17 protein-coding genes are annotated in these 16583 nt (G+C 50.1%); 11 read left to right on the forward strand and 6 right to left on the reverse strand.

Annotated features, from left to right (window positions below; all coding sequences use genetic code 11):
* The first annotated feature begins 608 nt into the window (after positions 1 to 608).
* The 6 genes from M0P74_10380 to M0P74_10405 all read left to right on the forward strand — a co-directional run bounded on the left by M0P74_10380 (position 609) and on the right by M0P74_10405 (position 2418).
* Entirely contained in the window at positions 609 to 893 is a 285-nt protein-coding gene (locus M0P74_10380; GenBank protein MCK9363986.1) for a hypothetical protein, read from the forward strand.
* A gap of 39 nt (positions 894 to 932) precedes the next feature.
* Entirely contained in the window at positions 933 to 1247 is a 315-nt protein-coding gene (locus M0P74_10385; protein MCK9363987.1) for a nucleotidyltransferase domain-containing protein, read from the forward strand.
* Positions 1244 to 1663: a HEPN domain-containing protein gene (locus M0P74_10390; GenBank protein ID MCK9363988.1), complete on the forward strand. Its 420-nt coding sequence runs from the start codon at positions 1244 to 1246 to the stop codon at positions 1661 to 1663. The genes M0P74_10385 and M0P74_10390 overlap by 4 nt, the downstream gene beginning before the upstream one ends.
* Before the next feature lie 41 nt (positions 1664 to 1704).
* Positions 1705 to 1860: a hypothetical protein gene (locus tag M0P74_10395; GenBank protein ID MCK9363989.1), complete on the forward strand. Its 156-nt coding sequence runs from the start codon at positions 1705 to 1707 to the stop codon at positions 1858 to 1860.
* Between the two features lie 139 nt (positions 1861 to 1999).
* Positions 2000 to 2164, forward strand: coding sequence for a DUF4160 domain-containing protein (locus M0P74_10400; protein ID MCK9363990.1), 165 nt, complete (start codon positions 2000 to 2002; stop codon positions 2162 to 2164).
* The gene (locus tag M0P74_10405) at positions 2161 to 2418 is read left to right on the forward strand and encodes a DUF2442 domain-containing protein (GenBank protein MCK9363991.1); all 258 of its coding nucleotides are present in this window, start codon (positions 2161 to 2163) and stop codon (positions 2416 to 2418) included. Before M0P74_10400 ends, M0P74_10405 begins: the two co-directional genes overlap by 4 nt.
* Positions 2419 to 2492: 74 nt before the next feature.
* On the opposite strand, the gene M0P74_10410 is transcribed toward M0P74_10405, so the two are convergent.
* On the reverse strand, positions 2493 to 4832 hold the full coding sequence (locus M0P74_10410; GenBank protein MCK9363992.1) for a hydratase: 2340 nt from the start codon (positions 4830 to 4832) through the stop codon (positions 2493 to 2495).
* 147 nt (positions 4833 to 4979) lie between these two features.
* Here M0P74_10410 and M0P74_10415 point away from each other — a divergent pair, with 147 nt between their 5' ends.
* Both M0P74_10415 and M0P74_10420 read left to right on the forward strand, forming a co-directional pair.
* Positions 4980 to 5450: a CYTH domain-containing protein gene (locus M0P74_10415; protein MCK9363993.1), complete on the forward strand. Its 471-nt coding sequence runs from the start codon at positions 4980 to 4982 to the stop codon at positions 5448 to 5450.
* 24 nt (positions 5451 to 5474) lie between these two features.
* Positions 5475 to 6014: a hypothetical protein gene (locus M0P74_10420; protein ID MCK9363994.1), complete on the forward strand. Its 540-nt coding sequence runs from the start codon at positions 5475 to 5477 to the stop codon at positions 6012 to 6014.
* A gap of 93 nt (positions 6015 to 6107) precedes the next feature.
* On the opposite strand, the gene thrC is transcribed toward M0P74_10420, so the two are convergent.
* Positions 6108 to 7499 carry a threonine synthase gene (gene thrC, locus M0P74_10425; GenBank protein MCK9363995.1) on the reverse strand — a complete coding sequence of 464 codons (1392 nt, stop codon included), beginning with the start codon at positions 7497 to 7499 and terminating at the stop codon, positions 6108 to 6110.
* A 93-nt stretch (positions 7500 to 7592) separates the two neighbouring features.
* Entirely contained in the window at positions 7593 to 8270 is a 678-nt protein-coding gene (locus M0P74_10430) for an orotidine 5'-phosphate decarboxylase (protein MCK9363996.1), read from the reverse strand.
* A gap of 256 nt (positions 8271 to 8526) precedes the next feature.
* Between M0P74_10430 and M0P74_10435 the strand changes: the two genes are divergently transcribed.
* The gene (locus M0P74_10435) at positions 8527 to 9129 is read left to right on the forward strand and encodes a flavin reductase family protein (protein MCK9363997.1); all 603 of its coding nucleotides are present in this window, start codon (positions 8527 to 8529) and stop codon (positions 9127 to 9129) included.
* Between the two features lie 213 nt (positions 9130 to 9342).
* On the opposite strand, the gene M0P74_10440 is transcribed toward M0P74_10435, so the two are convergent.
* Positions 9343 to 10185, reverse strand: a complete 843-nt coding sequence (locus M0P74_10440) for a universal stress protein (GenBank protein ID MCK9363998.1) — start codon at positions 10183 to 10185, stop codon at positions 9343 to 9345.
* Positions 10186 to 10395: 210 nt separating this feature from the next.
* Here M0P74_10440 and M0P74_10445 point away from each other — a divergent pair, with 210 nt between their 5' ends.
* Together M0P74_10445 and M0P74_10450 are read left to right on the forward strand one after the other, a co-directional pair.
* A complete protein-coding gene (locus tag M0P74_10445) occupies positions 10396 to 12144 on the forward strand; it encodes a sensor domain-containing diguanylate cyclase (protein MCK9363999.1) in 1749 nt (582 codons plus the stop codon).
* A 257-nt stretch (positions 12145 to 12401) separates the two neighbouring features.
* Positions 12402 to 13583, forward strand: a complete 1182-nt coding sequence (locus M0P74_10450; protein MCK9364000.1) for a pyridoxal phosphate-dependent aminotransferase — start codon at positions 12402 to 12404, stop codon at positions 13581 to 13583.
* Positions 13584 to 13607: 24 nt separating this feature from the next.
* On the opposite strand, the gene ligA is transcribed toward M0P74_10450, so the two are convergent.
* Together ligA and M0P74_10460 are read right to left on the reverse strand one after the other, a co-directional pair.
* Positions 13608 to 15944 carry an NAD-dependent DNA ligase LigA gene (gene ligA / locus M0P74_10455; protein ID MCK9364001.1) on the reverse strand — a complete coding sequence of 779 codons (2337 nt, stop codon included), beginning with the start codon at positions 15942 to 15944 and terminating at the stop codon, positions 13608 to 13610.
* 152 nt (positions 15945 to 16096) lie between these two features.
* Positions 16097 to 16372 (reverse strand): hypothetical protein, encoded by a 276-nt coding sequence (locus M0P74_10460; protein ID MCK9364002.1) that lies wholly within the window; start codon positions 16370 to 16372, stop codon positions 16097 to 16099.
* Positions 16373 to 16583 lie beyond the last annotated feature (211 nt).

Genomic DNA, 16583 nt, shown 5'->3' on the forward strand with positions numbered 1-16583 from the left:
AGTGGCCGCATGGGAAAGAGACCGAAATAACAGTGCCAGAAAAATTAACTGGCAATTTACGACCTCCGATGCTCGGATCAAGCTGAAGCGTCTCTATCCGAAGTTATAGGCGTTACATGGTACTAGGTGTAAAAATAGGGGGCGAGGGTCCTTGGAATAAGAACGCAGCTGAGAGGAAAGCAGGACTCCCCAAGGTTGTTCCTGAGAAATACCTTCGTCCTGCTGACCCCAACATCGATTGGCCAATGTATAGAGAGATGCTTTTCAAACAGGGTGTTAAAGATCCGCCGTTCGAAAAGAACCCGTACTATTGCGTATACGGGAATACAACAGAAGTACCCTAAGTGTCCCATATTCGGACACGGTAAGCGAACGGGGAGATAGGGAACAGATTGTTCAGGGTACATGGATAATACTTTTATATTTGGAATAATTGGGGGACATAATACAGATTACGGCAGGTCAATTATGAGTGGAAATTGACAGGTTGCCAGACATAACACATTTGTAGAGTTTCTGCTCTACACCACGCCAAACGGCAGGGTGAAGGTGAAGATTAAAACCAGTGTATTATTGTGGATGAAAACAAAATAGAGGGGGGATGGAAGATGTCAGTCCTGGAAAAGATTAAGATTTTAGAAAGATATGTTGCCATTGATCCGTCCATGATCGATCCGGTCATGGAAATGGCCATCGATAAGCTATTGAAGAGGGAGACCACGCGCATCGGCGACATCCATCTGCGAATCAACGGCCAGATTGCCGATTTCGAAGCAAAATACAAAATGAGTTCGGAAGATTTCCAAAGTCGCTATGATTCGGGATCTATCGGCGATGACATGGATTTCATTGAGTGGGCGGCAACCCTGGAGATGCGGCAGAAAATTAAATAAGGGATGGAGGAATTGGCCCGGGTTAGTACAAGGGAGGCAATGATGGAGAAAGAAATATTAAGAAAAGTGAAAGAAGCGGTCCGAGCAATTGAACCGGATGCAGAAATTTACCTGTACGGTTCACGGTCGCGTCGTGATGCAAGGAGCGATTCGGACTGGGATTTCCTTGTTCTTGTTGATGGCCTGGTTGACACTCCCCGGACTGACCGCATCAGGCACGCTATCTATGAAATCGAATGGGAAACCGGCGAGGTACTGAGTTCCATTGTGAGAAACCGCGTGGATTGGCACGGTTCCAGGTATCAATTCATTCCTCTGCGGGTCAATATCGAACGTGAGGGATTGCTGATATGAACGATTCTCAAAATGAGCTTATTCGATATCGTCTTGCCAGAGCTGAAGAAACATTGGATGAGGCGCGTCTTCTTGCTCAAGGATATCACTGGAATGCTGCGGTAAATCGTCTTTATTATGCATGTTTTTACGCAGTCCTGGCATTGCTCTCCCAAAGCGATCTATCATCTTCGAAACATTCAGGGGTCAGATCATTATTCACTGTTCATTTCGTCAAAACAGGCAAATTGCCGAAAGAAATGGCCCGGACCTACAATGATCTCTTTGAACGTCGTCAAGAGGGCGATTATGACGACTATGTTATTTTCAGCGCCGAAGATGTTCAGTCATGGATCGGCACGGCGGAGTCGTTTGTCAAGGTTATCAAAGGGTTGATCCATGAAAATTCGACAGAAAATGCAAATGACAGGCAATAAAAATAATCGGGTGACATAATACAGATTTTTGCAGGTCAATTATGAGAAAAAACAAACAGATTGCCACTGATCCGTCCATGATCGATCCGGTTATGGAAATGGCCATTGATAAGCTATTGAAGAGGGAGACCACGCGCATCGGCGACATGCATCTGCGAATCAACGGCCAGATTGCCGCTTTCGAAGCAAAATATTAAATGAGCTCGGAAGATTTCCAAAATCGCTATGATTCGGGTTCTATCGGCGATGACATGGATTTCATTGAGTGGGCGGCAACCCTGGAGATGCGGGAGAAAATTCAACGCCATCCTTCCATGATCCATAGAGGTTGATCACGTGAATGAAAATATCAAACAGTATTTTGATCTTACAACACTGCCGCCGAACAAACACAAGCTGGTCGTCGCTTGGATCGAAATTCATCAAGAAAATTTGCTTGCCGACTGGAACTTGGCTGTAAACGGCAAGAACCCTTTTCCAATCAAAGGACTTGATCAATGAGAATAGTAGAAATTTCTCCACAACCCAATTGGGTATTGTCCATCGTTGCAGACGATGGTCGCATTGGCAATTTTGATGTCAGTCCCTATCTGGAGTATGAGGCGTTTGAAACTCTTCAAGATCACACCGAATTTCTGAAGGTTTTCAATGGCGGATACTTTGTTGAATGGGATTGTGGTGCTGATTTATCAGCCGATACCATTGAGGCTCGATGGCAGGTAGTTGACAAAGCAGCCCCCCAGACAACTGCCTAACAACCGCATAAGGCCACCGGGTAATACAACCAAGGAAGAAAATGGTTTGTGGGCGGAAAATGTTTTTCCAATCCTCACTTTCGGGCGTAATAGTTGATCAGGCATCCGGTAAGCAGGATCTCCCGCTCCTCGTTATTCAGCCGGCCGACGGTCAGCGTTATCGGAATCACCGTGCCGTCTTTCTTCAGGAGTGATGCTTTTAACATATCGGAACTGTTTTTAATTTCCTCACGCACGGCAGGGAGAAAAATCATATCCCCAACAGTCGTTTTTATGCCGCTTCCTGCCTCGGTTTGAAACGGCAGCATCCCCCAGTTGATAAGATTGCTTCTGTACCTTTTGGTGGCGTATTCGTCAGCCACGTTTGCCCAGCCGCCCAGAACCCTCTGGGAGGAGGCGGCCTGTTCCCGCGCGGAGCCGTCGCCGGGTTTCCGGGCAAAAACAAGGCTTCCCAAGCCTGTAACCCGGAGAAAGTCATCCATCTTCGCGCCGGGGATTAAAGCCGTGAGCCACGGCTTTACCGCTTCCGCCAGCTCTTCCGGCATTACACCGTCTTCCAGAAAGACCAGTCTTTTGTCTTCAAGCGCCTTCACCTCAAGTGCGCGCCTTACATAGCCGGGATCCTTTCTCGACAAGGTAAAGGAGGCAAGTTTTAGCGGGTTGGAGCGATAGGATGATGTTTCCCCGGAGGGAATCAGTTCGTCCGTTGTCGTTACCGGATCATTTATTACCGCGGCGACCTGCAGCAGAAGATTTTCGGGAAGGGCGGACATTTTTGGCCAATCGATGATATTGGGGCCAAAGCGGAGCTCGGAATCAGCCATTGGCAGGCCGAAACCCCGGTAAACCCTGTTTTTATAGACGTCCGCGACGAAATTGTATTTGCGTCTGTGAATATCGAAGTTTAATTCATCGGCGCCGGTAAGGACGCCGCCGCTCAGCGCTGTCGCCGTGATCGAACGGGCGTCCATCAAGGCGACGGAGGCCACCTGGCCGTCCTGCGGGTGAGAACCTTCCCGGTAGGGAAAATTCCGCGTTACGTGGCGAATGCTTAGCCCCCCGTTGGACGGAACATCCCCGGCGCCGAAGCAGGGGCCACAAAAGGCCGTTCTCATCGTGGCGCCGCTTTTCAGTATATTATCCACCAGCCCCTTGCGGGTGAGTTCGAGCAGGATAGGCTGACTGGCCGGATAGAAACTCAGCGAAAACTCGCCATTGCCAATTGACCGGTTTTTCAGCAGGTCGGCAGCCCAGGCGATGTTCTCGAAGCTTCCGCCCGCGCATCCGCCGATAACCCCTTGTTCAACCTTCAGCTTTCCATCAATTATCTTGTCCAGCAGGCGGTAAGACAGGGCGGGATTTTCTAACTGCTGTTGGGCGGTTTTTTCCGTTTCCCGCAGGATGTCGGAGAGATTCTCCTTTAATTCCCTAATTGTGTAGGCGTTGCTGGGATGAAAGGGCAGGGCGATCATCGGCTCGACGGCGGCAAGATCGACGCTGATCAGGCTGTCGTAATAGGCAACCTCGCCCGGCTCAAGCTTCTTGTATTCCTCGGGGCGGCCATGCATCCGAAAATAAGCGGCCACCTTTTCGTCGGTGCTCCAGATGGTGGAAAGACAGGTTGTTTCCGTGGTCATGACGTCTATGCCGTTGCGGAAATCAATGGAAAGATTCTTGATGCCGGGGCCGACGAATTCCATAATCCGGTTATTAACAAAACCATTTTTGAAGACGGCCCTGATAATCGCCAGCGCTACGTCCTGCGGCCCTACCCCCGGCCGAACCTTTCCCTTGAGCAGTACGGCGACCACCTTCGGCATGGCGATGTTGTATGTCTGGTTCAGAAGCTGCTTCACCAGTTCCGGGCCGCCTTCGCCAATTCCCATTGTTCCGAGCGCCCCGTATCTGGTGTGGCTGTCCGAACAGAGGATCATCCTGCCGCAGCCGGCCAGTTGCTCCCGGACGTACTGGTGGATGACCGCCTGGTGGGGAGGGATGAAAGAACCGCCGTATCTCCTGGCGGCGGAAAGGCCGAAGATGTGGTCGTCTTCATTTATCGTTCCGCCGACGGCACAGAGGCTGTTGTGACAGTTCGTAAGCGCGTAGGGCACAGGAAAGCTTGTCAGCCCGCTGGCCCGGGCGGTCTGGATTATGCCCACATAGGTGATGTCATGGGAGGCCATCGCGTCAAAGCGTATTTTTAGATTATTTTGTTCCTTCGCCTGATTATGACTAAGGAGTATGCCATAGGATATCGTTTTTTTCAGGGCTTCTTCCCGGGCGAGCGATGATGTCTCCCCCTGAATTGGATGACCCATTCCCTTTATATCTTCAGCAGTTATCCAATCTTTATAAGGTATTGCATGAGTGCCGTTTATCAGCAGCACCCCCTGATTCTGCATTAACTCAACCATTGTTGATCCTTTCCTCAAAACAGTATTATTATGCGCATTTAAAATGAGCTTGTTTTTCACGGCGGCGGAGTATAAGGTCTGACAGTTTTCGTGTCAAGAAAAAGGGGAAACAGATTAGCGCATGGATATTGCGGGTGAGGGTATTTTATGGCGGTGGAAATAGAGCGAAAATTTTTGTTGATAAACGATGAATGGAAAAAGCTCGCTGCGGGAACAAGTTACCGTCAAGGCTACCTGTGCAGCGACAACAAACGGACGGTTCGTGTAAGAACCGCCGGTGGCCGGGGATATCTGACAGTGAAGGGAAAAACAGTCGGGACGGCCAGGGCCGAATACGAATACGAGATCGCGCTTGCCGATGCCGATGAAATGCTGGAAAACCTCTGCGACAAGCCGCTCATTGAGAAGCGGCGCTATAAGATTCCGTTTGAAAACCACATTTGGGAGGTGGATGAATTTTTCGGGGAAAATGAAGGGCTGATTTTAGCAGAAATCGAACTGAAAAGAGAGGATGAGGCGTTTTTGAAACCAACCTGGATTGGGCAGGAGGTTACCGGCGATCATCGCTATTATAACGCCAGTCTGAGCAGATATCCATTCAGCAGATGGCAGCCGTAAACTTTTAAAATTCAGGAGGAGAAAATGGACAATCGGGTATCGGAATCAAATAAATTAATTAACGGTTATACCTTGGAATTGCTGGAGCCCGGCTGCAGTCCGGGAGCGGATGAGTGGACCGCCAAAGCCCATCTCGACGACGATATTTCCGCTTTATTTCCCTATCTGAACGCCAAATTCACCAAAGCCCGTTATTATCCTGATTCCCAGGCCATTGTCTTTGATTATGAAACCAGAAAATGCTCGTTAAGGGCTCAACTGATTTTGGCCGCCTCTTTTGGCGACAGGACAGAAGCCACTGAATTCATGGAATATCTGATTAAAATGATGAATGATCTTTGGCAAAACAGAAGCCAGATCGAACCAAGCTATGATAAGAGAGAACCCCCCCGCGCTATGGACATCTTAAAACTTCTGCCGAGGACAAATTGCAAGGAGTGCGGCTCTTTAACCTGCATGGCGTTTGCCAATCAACTCAGGGAAGGCAACGAGGATGTGTCAAAATGCACGCAATTATCCGACGAAAACCGTAAAAAGTTGCTGATCCTTCTGAAAATTGTTTAGATTCAAAAAAACTCTTCCCCTGTTTACAGGGAGTGATTGGGACTCATTGCCGGGGCGCAGGCCGAGCAAATTGCTGTAAAGCCGAGGGGAAGATCAAAATTCGCTTTTCAGGCGTTTTGTTAAATATTTTTTGAAATCATCGTAGGCCGCGGATAAAGGCGTCGGCTCTCCGGTTCTTTTGTCAACGTCCTTCATGCTCTGGGGAAGCTCGGGAACAATGCCCAGCAGTTTTTCTATTTCATCGGGGAATTTCGCCGGATGGGCAGTCTCCAGGCTTACGCACAGAGGTTTGTCGCCGTACATCTCGAGATATATCTCCAAGCCGCGCCAGCCTACGGCGCCGTGCGGTTCGAGAACCACTTTATACTGGTCATAAACCCTTTTAATGGTCTTTCTGGTTTCCCGATCGGAGATGCTGACCGAATAGATGTTTTTTCTCATTTCCTCCACGTTCGGAAGGCGATGCACAATGCCGTTTCGATCCACGGTTCCTCCGTACAACTCAAAAAAACGGGCAAGATTGCTGGGATGGCCGACATTCATTGCGTTTGAGATGCAGGCAAGTGAAGGTGATACCTTTTCATAAACGCCCGTGTCCAAAAACCGGGGAAATTCGTCATTTTCGTTGGTTGGCATAACCAGTTTTTCGACAGGAAGACCCATCCGCCGTGCAAACTCACAGCCAAGGGCGTTGCCGAAGTTGCCAGAAGGCACGGAGAAAACCGCCGGTTCCCCCTCGCGTGAAAGCTGTGCCCACGCCCAGACGTAATAGACGATCTGAGGAAGTATCCTGCCGAAGTTTATGGAGTTTGCAGAGGTAAGATGGAATGATTCCAGGTCAGGATCGGAGAAGGCCTGTTTTACAAGATTCTGGCAGTCGTCGAATTTCCCATCCATGGACAGCGCCCTGACATTGCTGCCGATCGTGTCCAACTGCCTTTTTTGTCGGCCGCTGACCTCATTGCGCGGATAGAGAATAGTGACATCTATTCCCGCAACTCCCTTAAAAGCCTCGCCCACAGCGCTTCCCGTATCTCCGGACGTGGCGACCAGAACGTTCAGTATTTTGCCGGGATCGCGCATGGAACTCATCAGGCGGGCCATCATCCGGGCGGCAAAGTCCTTGAAGGAGGCAGTCGGCCCCTGATCGAGGCGCATGACGTATTTACGGGCGAAGACGTTTTCCAGGGGAAGCGGGTAGTTATAGGATTCATCGATTATCCGGCGCAGCCTTTCTTCACTGATTTCCTGGGAAAGGAAGGCCTGCGCTACAAGCATGGCCGCCTCCGGGTAGGGCTTTCCTTTCAGATTCCTGAACTGCTCAAGCGGAACCGAGGGAATAAGCTCCGGCATAAAGAGCCCCTGATCGGGGGCCTGTCCCATCAGCAGCGCCTCCCGGAAGGAAACTGTCCCCTTGAACGGGACAATCCCCGGTTGATTGTCAAGATTTCGGTTGGTGCTGTAGTAACTCAAAGCCTCCGGCATAAAAAACCTCAAGATAAAAGTTAAGAATCAAAAAAACTCCAGGGCAGTTTTTTGAAGTATGGAAAAACCGTTATCAGAATTCAAAGTCAACTTTTACTGAATCTCTGAATGTAATCGTTTTATTGAGACCATAATATTGTCGGACATGGTTATCGGACGGCCGACCACGATGTAATCGGCGTCTATCTGGACAGCCTCCTTCACAGTGGCAATGCGCACCTGATCATGGCGATCCTGATACCAGGAGGGTCTGATTCCCGTGCAGATCTTCTTTATGGGATTATCCCGCACAAACGCCATGTCTCTGACGGAACCGACTATGTATTCGTACTTGTTCATCAGGGCAATATCGGAGAACTCTCTGACGATATTTTCGTGCGTCTTATCGTAAATCCACCTTATTTCGAGATCGGTAAACGACGTTAATGCGGTAACGCCCGCCAAGTAATGGAGGATGCCTTTGTTTTCCGGCCGGAAGTTTGAGGAACAATGGATGGTGATAATATCAGCGCCCGCCAGGACAAGCTTGTTTATGCTGTTTTCCATTGTCGAGGGGATGTCATGAAGTTTGACATCGGCCATGGTTGCCAGTTTAAAATCATTTTTGAGCGAGGCGATGATCTTCGCAGCATCACCGCTGTAGAGCATGTCGTTTATTTTGACTCCCCAGATCATTCCAGCTTCACGCGCTTCAGCCAAAAGCGAGAGGATGCCCTTATTCCTTGCCTGTTCAAAGCCTATATTATCCATGGCCACAATTAGTTTTGTCATAGCAGAACCCTCCTCATTTTTTAACATTGACGCCGCAAGGCAAATGTCATCACCGTTTAAGTTTACGAAAGGGACGAATATAAACCCCGAACTTGTAAAACGCCGCTTACTATAGTAGCGGCTTTGCCGCATGTCAAACAAAAAAACCGCCCGCTAACAACACGCGCTTGCGGGTAGCGGTCATTTATGTTTTAATCGCCTTAAAATGTTTATGGCTGATAAGAATAACAGATGCAATTAATCGGGGAGAAAACTGATGGACAAACCACAAAAGGGGGAAAAGACCAGTTGGAAACCGGGCAACGTCCTTTACCCGGCGCCGCCGGTTCTGGTAAGCTGCGGAGGGTTTCGGGACTGGAAAGAGAACCTGATAACCATCGCCTGGGCAGGCAATGTCTGCAGCGATCCGCCCATGCTGTCGATTTCCGTTCGTCCCGAAAGATACTCCTATGAGATTATCCGCACTACCGGCGAATTTGTGGTCAATGTGCCCTCATTGAAACTTGCCAGGGCGGTGGACTGGTGCGGCGTTGTTTCCGGGCGGGACGAAGACAAGTTTGCCGGCGCCGGGTTAACGTCCCAACGGGCGCTGAAGGTACGGGCGCCGATAGTCAGCGAATGTCCGATCAACATCGAATGTATCGTAAAGAAATCGATGGAGCTTGGTTCGCATACGCTGTTCATAGCAGAGGTGGTCGCCGTCCAGGTTTCAGCCGGCCTGATTGACGGAAAGGGTAAGTTTCATATAGAGAAAAGCGGTCTGTTGTCCTTTGTTCATGGCCAGTATTTTGCGCTGGGGCGTCGTCTGGGCGGCTTTGGCTTTTCCGTGCGCAAAGGCAGTCGTAAAGCCAAAACATGAAATCTGTTTAGCCAATTGCAAAACCATTTGTCATTCCCGAAAGCGAAGCTTAATGTTCATAATATGGTTTTTCAAGCAGTTAGAACCAGATTCCCGCTCAGAATCGTTGCGGGAATGACAAGAATGGAGAGTTTTGCAATTACCTCTATTGATGTAGCAGTTACTTGATATTTTCCATTGTCAGGTAGGGTTTGTCCGGCCCCTGCCATATTATCAGCGGGTCAGAAGGACGGGGATGTCGCTTTTCCGGATAATCAAAGAGGTTATTGATCCCAGCACCAGTTCCCTTAGCATGTTGTGTCCGTATGCGCCCATGACCAGCAAATCCGCTGTTCCTTCGCCAGTGAATTTGAGTAGTTCCATCTCCTCGTTTCCCGTAAGGACCGTGGTTTTTTTCTGAATTGCGAAAGGCGACAGATAATCCGCTGCTTTTTGGGCGGTTTCCTCTCCCCATTTATGATCATTGGCGATGATGATTACCGTCAGAGGCCATTCGGTCAACTTCGCCAATTCCGCCGCCAGATTCAGGGCCTTCCGGGCAGGGGCGCTGCCGTCATAGGCTATGGCCATGCTGTGTATTTCACGGTATTGTCCAGGCGTTACAAAAACCGGTTTTCCGGAACGTCGGACTACGGATTGAGTGGTGGAGCCGAGGAGCGCCCCGTCGTCAATATGAAAATGCTCCCCGCGCTGGGCGAGAAGTATCCAGTCGCAACGGCTCTGACCTTCCGCAATGATGACGTCGTCGATTATCCCGGTTATTTTTTTTGTCCGGGGATTAATTCCCCTCGCCGCGCACTGTTTCCGGAACTCCTCGATGATTGTTTCGGCACTGGCATTAAGGCTGTTTTCAATGGCGGGGATAAACTCTTCGTAGGATGGTATTCCGGAACCGGATACATCCGTAAAAACAGGCCCATGAAGAAGTCTCAGGTCTATGACATGCAGGCCCGTCAGGTTGGCTTTTAGCTTTTCGGCAAGATAGATGCCATACGAAACGGCAACCCTGGCGTGTCCGGAACCGTCAATCGGTATCAGTATATCCTGGATAATCATAGCGGCCTCCTTTGGGGGTAAACTTCGAATTTTTTCCATCATAACACAATTTCAGATTTTGTAAATATCATGCTTGCATTTCGATACTTTTCACTTGACAGTAAAAAGACTTGGTGAAATGAAACAAAAAAAGTGGCAGGGTTGCGACCAGTCTCACCTTGTTGATTATCTCTCTGCCTCAAAGCTTCTTTTCAGGGAAACTATCGTTAAATGAACAGGAAAAAAGGCAAGGATTTACAAGGGAATGTATGGTCTGAACCTATTGGTTTGACCGTGCCTGATTTTGTTGATCTTCTTCCCGATGCCTCATTCATGATCGACTGCGACGGCAAGGTAATTCTCTGGAACCATGCGATGGAAGAGATGACCGGCGTTGCGGCTACGGAGATGCTGGGTCGCGGGAATTACGAATATGCCCTCCCTTTTTATGCCTCAAGACGACCGATGCTTATTGATATGGTTTTGCACCCTGAACATGATTTTTCTAATCAATATTATTTGTTCACGAAAAATGACGTCATGCTCTCCGGTGAAGCTGTTGTGCCGAATCTCAGGGGGATGAAGCGCCATCTATGGGGAAGGGCGATGCTGTCAAGAGACAGCCACGGGGAGATTATTGGCGCCGTGGAGACACTCCGGGATATTACGGATGTAAAATTTTCGCTTGACCGTTTACTCTTAGAGACCGAGAAATACCACCAAGCATTTGAGAATATTCAGGATGTTTATTACGAAGTGAGCCTCGACGGTACATTCATGGAGATTTCTCCTTCCGTAAAAAATGTCCTGGGATGGCAAAGAGAGGAGCTGATTGGAACATCGATTGCGCATCTTTACGCCAATCCTGCCGATCGGGATGTTTTTCTGCAGAGCATAACCAGCGAAGGCGGGGTCTATGATTATGAGATTCGGTTAAAGCACCAGGATGGTTCATTGCTCAATATTTCCATAAATGCGCGATACTTTCCCGGCAACGATCGCGAACCCCCCCGCAATATCGGCTCCATGCGTAATATCACCCAGCGCAAGAAGATAGAGGAAGCGCTCCGGATCAGTGAAGAGCGGTACCGGACGTTGATTGAGAATATACCCGTCGCGGTAAACCGGACTACGCCGCCGCCGCACGGCCGTTTTCTTATGGTCAATCCCGCATATTTAAGGATGTTTGGTTTTTCCAGCGAGGCTGAGGCGCTGATGGCCGACCCGGCGGAAATATATTTTGATCCCGCGGAAAGGAAAACTTTTGCCCAACGGATTTTTGAATGGGGCGGTTTGAAAGATTATGAGATGCGGTTCCGTAAAAGAGACGGCACCCCCTTGTGGGGAGCGATGACCGCGAAGGCGGTATATGACAAAGAGAGCGGCAAGGCGCTCTTTTTTGACTGCATAATTGAAGATATAACCGCTCGTAAGAAGACCGAGGCGGAGATACTACAACTTGCCTATTACGACGGATTGACCGGGCTTCCCAATCGTTCCCTTTTTCTGGATCGTCTGCAGATGGCCATAGCCCGCTCCGCCCGGGAGAAGAACATGGTCGTTCTGATGATGTTTGATCTGGATCTCTTCAAGGACGTAAACGACACCATGGGGCATCCGGCGGGTGACAAACTGCTGAAGGCAGTGGCCGAACGTCTTTTGCGCCGTCTGCGCAAGAGCGATACAATAGCCCGTCTGGGGGGAGACGAGTTCATGGTCATCTACACCGGCGTCAGTGAGTGCAGACAGGCCGATATGCTGGCCGTAAAGCTTTTGAATGTCTTCAGCAGGCCTTTTTTGTTAGGCGACGTTCCTGTAAGGATTACGGCAAGCGTCGGCGTTGCCGTTTATCCGGAGGACGCGGGCGATCTGGACATGATGCTCCGCAATGTAGATATTGCCTTGTACAAGGCAAAGGATGACGGCGGGAACTCAAGTCGGCGTTATTCAGGTGAAAATGAATTGATGCATAAAAAGTAGTTCAGTTGAGCAGGCGCTGTTTTTAGATAACGACGATACGGATGATTCGAAAAATGAATAATTTGTTTCCCGAGGTAATTGCAAAACTCCCCATTCTTGTCATTCCCGCAACGATTCTGAGCGGGAATCTGGTTCTAACTGCTTGAAAAACCATATTCCCGATAAAGACATTCGGGAATGACAAATGGTTTTGCAATTGCCTCTCCCGGATAATTTTACCGGGCAACCAGAAACTTTTTTTTGAAAGGTGAAAAAAAATGACCGTAGCAAAAAAAATACAGGGATTTATGACGGCGGGCTCCTTTATTCGCAAGATGTTTGAGGAGGGAGCTCGGCTGAAGCAGAAATATGGGGAGGAAAATGTCTTCGATTTCAGTCTTGGCAATCCGAATCTGGAGGCGCCGGCAGCTTTCAAAAAAAGACTCCGTGATATTGCCTCTTCGGAAGGCTTGGGAATGCATATGTATATGCAGAATGCCGGTTATCCCGAGACACGCGCGGCCGTTGCGAAGGAACTTAATGCAGCTCAGGGGGTAAGTCTTTCAGCCGAGGAAATTATCATGACCTGTGGCGCCGGCGGGGCCTTGAATGTTATTCTGAAAACAATCCTCGATCCGGGCGAGGAGGTTATCAGCCCCGCGCCGTTTTTTATGGAGTACCGCTTTTATGTTGATAACGCCGGCGGCGCCCTGCGCATCGTGCCGACACGGGATGATTTTTCTCTGGATCTCGACGCGATCCGGGAGGCAATAAACGAAAAAACCCGAGCCGTTTTACTCAATTCGCCCAACAATCCCACCGGAAAGATTTACGATGAATCGTCTATCCGGGCGCTGGCGGAGATTCTGAGGCAAAGCAGGGCTAAGTACAATCAGGAAATCTTTCTCATTTCCGATGAACCATACCGGGAAATCGTCTATGACGGAAACAGGGCGTCCAGCATCCTGGCCGCCTACAACTCCAGCTTTATCGCCACCTCTTATTCAAAGAGCCTTTCCGTCCCTGGGGAGCGGATCGGCTATATCGCGGTGAATCCGGCAATAGATGATCTCAAGGAGGTCATCGGAGGGCTTGTTCTTTGCAACCGGATTCTCGGTTTCGTCAATGCCCCCGCCCTTATGCAGCGCATTATCGCCGGGCTGGAAGGGGTGAAGATTGATGTGGAGTCATACAGGCGCAAGCGAGATCTCCTCTGCGACGGCCTTTCTGCTGCCGGATATGCTTTGCGCAAACCGGAAGGGACGTTCTACCTTTTTCTCAAAACGCCGATTGCCGATGATGTCCGTTTCGCCGATCTCCTTCGTGAGAAAAGAATCCTCGTTGTTCCCGGAAGCGGTTTCTACGGCCCCGGACATATCCGGATTGCCTATTGTGTGGAAGACTCAACAATTACAGGAGCTATGGAAGGATTCCGGGAAGCGCTGGCAGAGATTCGCTGATTGGCGATTTTTGACATTGAACGCTTAACGCTGCCAATCATCGACAATCTTAAAACCACTGAAGCCGTCATCCACAGTTTCTTCAGTGTATTCAATGTAATCGACGCGGGCGGGTGGTGTCCCTGTTTTACACCACAAAAGCATTTCTTCAGCGTTGTCGCTTTTCCCCTCGAAAACAGTCTCCACTCGGCCGTCCGGGAGATTTTTCACCCACCCGGAAAGTCCGAGGGCGAGGGCCTGTTTGAGGGTGTTTGCCCGGAAGAAGACCCCCTGGACGCGTCCGGCAATAGTGACGTGGAATCTCTTTTTATCTAAAAGTGTCAGAAAAGAATCCTCGTCGAGGATTGGCGTCCCGGCCTTGCGCGCCTTTTCAATTTTGGAACCGGGCGCCTCGCCTGCGACCACATAACTTGTTTTCTTTGTAACAGAACTCTCCACAGTCCCCCCCAAAGATTCTACAAGGAGTTTTGCCTCATTGCGGCCCAGGTTGGGGAGTGTCCCAGTGAAAACGAAGTATTTGCCGGAAAGGGGAGCCTCCGAAAGGGAGTTATCAATTACCGGCGATACGCCGGCTAACCGCAGTTTTTCAATAACGCGCAGGTTTGCCTGCTCCCGGAAAAAACTGGCGATGGATGTGGCGACCTCAGGACCGATATCCTTTATTGTTTGCAACTCCGAGATGTCAGCAGTGGCAAGGGCATCCAGATTTCTGTATCTGGCGGCAAGGAGCTTGGCCGTCCGTTCGCCGACATGACGGATCCCAAGGGCATAAATCAATCGCGCCAGCGACGGCCTTTTGGCCCGTCCAATCGCTTCGAGTAAATTTGTGGCCGATTTATCCGCCATTCTTTCCATGGCGAGCAGTTTCTCCTTAGTCAGGAAAAACAGGTCGGCCGGGTCGCCGACCAGCGAATCGGCAACGAGCTGCGCCGCCAGCTTATCCCCCATGCCGTCTATATCGAGCGCCGCCCGGGAGGCAAAATGGGAAATGTGTTCACGCAGTTGGGCCTGACATGAGAGGTTTACACATCTTACCGCCACTTCTCCTTCGATTCTGACAACTTGCGACCCGCACTCCGGGCATTTCTCCGGCATTGTGAAAGGCCTCTCCCGGCCATTTCTGCTGCCCTTAAGAACCGAAACAATCTCCGGAATGACATCGCCCGCCCTCTGAACTATGACGGTGTCGCCGATGCGGATGTCCTTATTGGAGATATTGTCCTCATTATGCAGCGTTGCCCTGCTTACCGTCACCCCTCCGACGCGAATCGGCGTCAATACTGCGACCGGCGTCAGAACGCCCGTTCTGCCGACCTGAACGATGATGTCTTCAAGAATCGTTTGCTCCTGAACAGGGGCAAACTTGCAGGCAATCGCCCAGCGGGGGCTTCGGGACACCGCCCCGAGCTGTTCCTGGATTCTCAGATTATCAACCTTGATAACAACGCCATCTATTTCGTAGGGAAGCCCCTCGCGGATTTCGTTAATGTGATGATAATATTCGATACATTCATCCAAACCAATGCGACGGCGAATCAGCGGATTGACCTGAAAGCCCCACTGGGAAAGGGCCGTAAGGATGTCGGTGTGACTCTGGAAGGGAATTCCTTCAACGCCGCCAAGCGCGTAACAGAACAGGGTGAGGGGTCTGCGCGCGGTGATCCGCGAGTCCAACTGGCGCAGAGAGCCGGCCGCCGCATTGCGCGGGTTGGCGAACGGAGGGAGGCCTTCCTGGTCGCGGCGCTGGTTAAGTTTTTGCAGCACCGCCCTTTCCATGCAGATCTCCCCGCGGATTTCGATTTTTTCCGGTACGGCGATGGTTTCTGTTTGCTGAGGGGCGGGGGAGGAATGTGCTTGAGGGATTTGCAAGGGCACGGTCGGTATTGTGCGAATGTTCGAAGTCACATTTTCTCCGACAGCGCCGTCCCCCCGGGTGGAACCAGTTGCCAGCCGGCCGTTTAAGTATAGGAGATTGACGGCAAGACCGTCCAGCTTAGGCTCGACGGTGTAAAGGATAGCGTCAGCTTCGGAAAGCTGCCGACAGCGACGGTCAAAGTCGCGGATCTCACCATCGGAAAAGATGTTGTTTTTCATTGGGAAAACGTCTTTGAGGCTTAACATCGGGGTTAGATGGGCGACCGGACTGAATTTTTCCAAGGGAGGCGCGCCTACCCGCTGAGTTGGCGAATCCGGCGTGACCAAATCCGGGAATTCTTCCTCAATCTCTGCGACTGTCCGAAGAAGGAGATCATACTCGGCATCGGTTATCTCCGGATCATCCATCTGATAATAACGCCTGTTGTGGTGGTGGATAGCCGTGCGCAACTGACTGATCCTGGTTTGGGCCTCTTCACGATTCACGGCTTTTCCCCTGCTGAACCATCGTTTGCCAATGGTTCTAATCCGTAACTACTCAGGTTGTTTAGACTGTAGTCTGTTAGGACTGCGCAACGAACGAATCAATGCCCCCAACCTACCTAAACACCTACAGACTATCCACCTGAGTAGTTGCTCTAATCCTTTATCAGACGCAGCTTCGGTTTCCCTTTTTCCCTCTTTGCAACAGTTATTGGTCCGGGTTTTTGCCGTTTCATGATCTGTTCGTTAAATATTTCATTCTTGGCGCGGACGGCATTGATGATGAAAAAGATAATCACGCCCTTTTCCCAGTCTTTTGACGGTTCGAAATTTTCCATTCGCGTTTTGTATTTTTTCCATAAGGAGGCCAGGGATGCCTCGTCTAAGGAAAGTATCTGCTGCGCCATTTTGTCAAGGGATGATTCCAGCATTTATTATGCCTCCCGCCTCATTCGTGCGCTATACTAATTGGAGAGGACTTTAAAGTCAAATAGTAAAAATGGCGATCCTGGAAGCTAAATAATACTTGTCTTTTTAATCAGCTCATTATATTCATCAACGCGCTTTCCTTTCGCGGGCCAACGAAGTTGCCGCCGCGGGGAGCGACAGAGTTAACTATTGGAATCATCGTTTTACTTGCCG

The organism is Syntrophales bacterium (assembly GCA_023229765.1).
Lineage (GTDB): Bacteria > Desulfobacterota > Syntrophia > Syntrophales > UBA5619 > DYTH01.